This is a genomic window from Caballeronia sp. M23-90, from assembly GCF_053574605.1.
Genome location: NZ_JBSIPA010000918.1, coordinates 1 through 768 on the forward strand (window position 1 = coordinate 1; position 768 = coordinate 768).

Sequence of the window (768 nt, forward strand, 5' to 3'; positions counted from 1 at the left end):
TGCCAGTCCCACCACCGGTGCCGCCGCCGGTGGTGAAACTGGCGGCGGTACGGGTGGTGGAACTGGTGGTGGAACACCGACAGTGACCCCCGTTGCAGGCGTCGCCTCCAACGCGGGCAATCTCGTCACGGCGGTGGGCAATACGGTCTCCGGTCTCGGCTCGGTCGTCGGCAATGCCAACGTGCCGGGCGTGAGCCCCGCCACGACTCAGGCGGCAGGCGACGTCGTATCGAATCTCGGCGGGGCCGTGGGCGCGCTTGGCAACGGCGTATCGCAAGGTCTTGGTCAGATCGGATCGAGCGCCAATCCTGTCGGCACGACACTCGCGAGCACGGGCAACGTCGTGCAGAAAGCAGGCGATGCAGTTTCAAGTGCAGGCGATCTGGTGACCGGTGTCGGCAGCGGCGCGCTGTCCCCGCTCGCACCAGTCACGACACCGGTCGGAACCCTGGTCAGCGGCGTCGGCGGCGCGGTCACGCAGGTCGGCGGTGCGCTCGGCACCACGTTGTCGACAGGCGCTGTCAGTCAGGTCACGCAAGGTGTCAGCACACTGATCACCCCGATCACGACGATGGCCAGTTCGCTCACGCAAACGGTCGGCTCGGCAACGGGTCTTGGCGCACCGGTCAACAACTTGCTCACCACGCTCGGCGGCACGCTGAACTCGGCGGGCCAGACGGTGGCATCGACGGGTAACAATCCGCTCGCAAGCGGCCTGGGCGGCGTCGTGTCCAGTACCGGAACGACGCTGGCATACGCCGGCGGACT

1 protein-coding gene is annotated in these 768 nt (G+C 67.6%); it reads left to right on the forward strand.

Features of this window, described 5'->3' with window-relative positions:
• Positions 1-82: 82 nt before the first annotated feature.
• The coding region (locus ACRXB1_RS36980; protein WP_449494897.1) for a collagen-like triple helix repeat-containing protein at positions 83-768 on the forward strand (686 nt) is incomplete at its 3' end.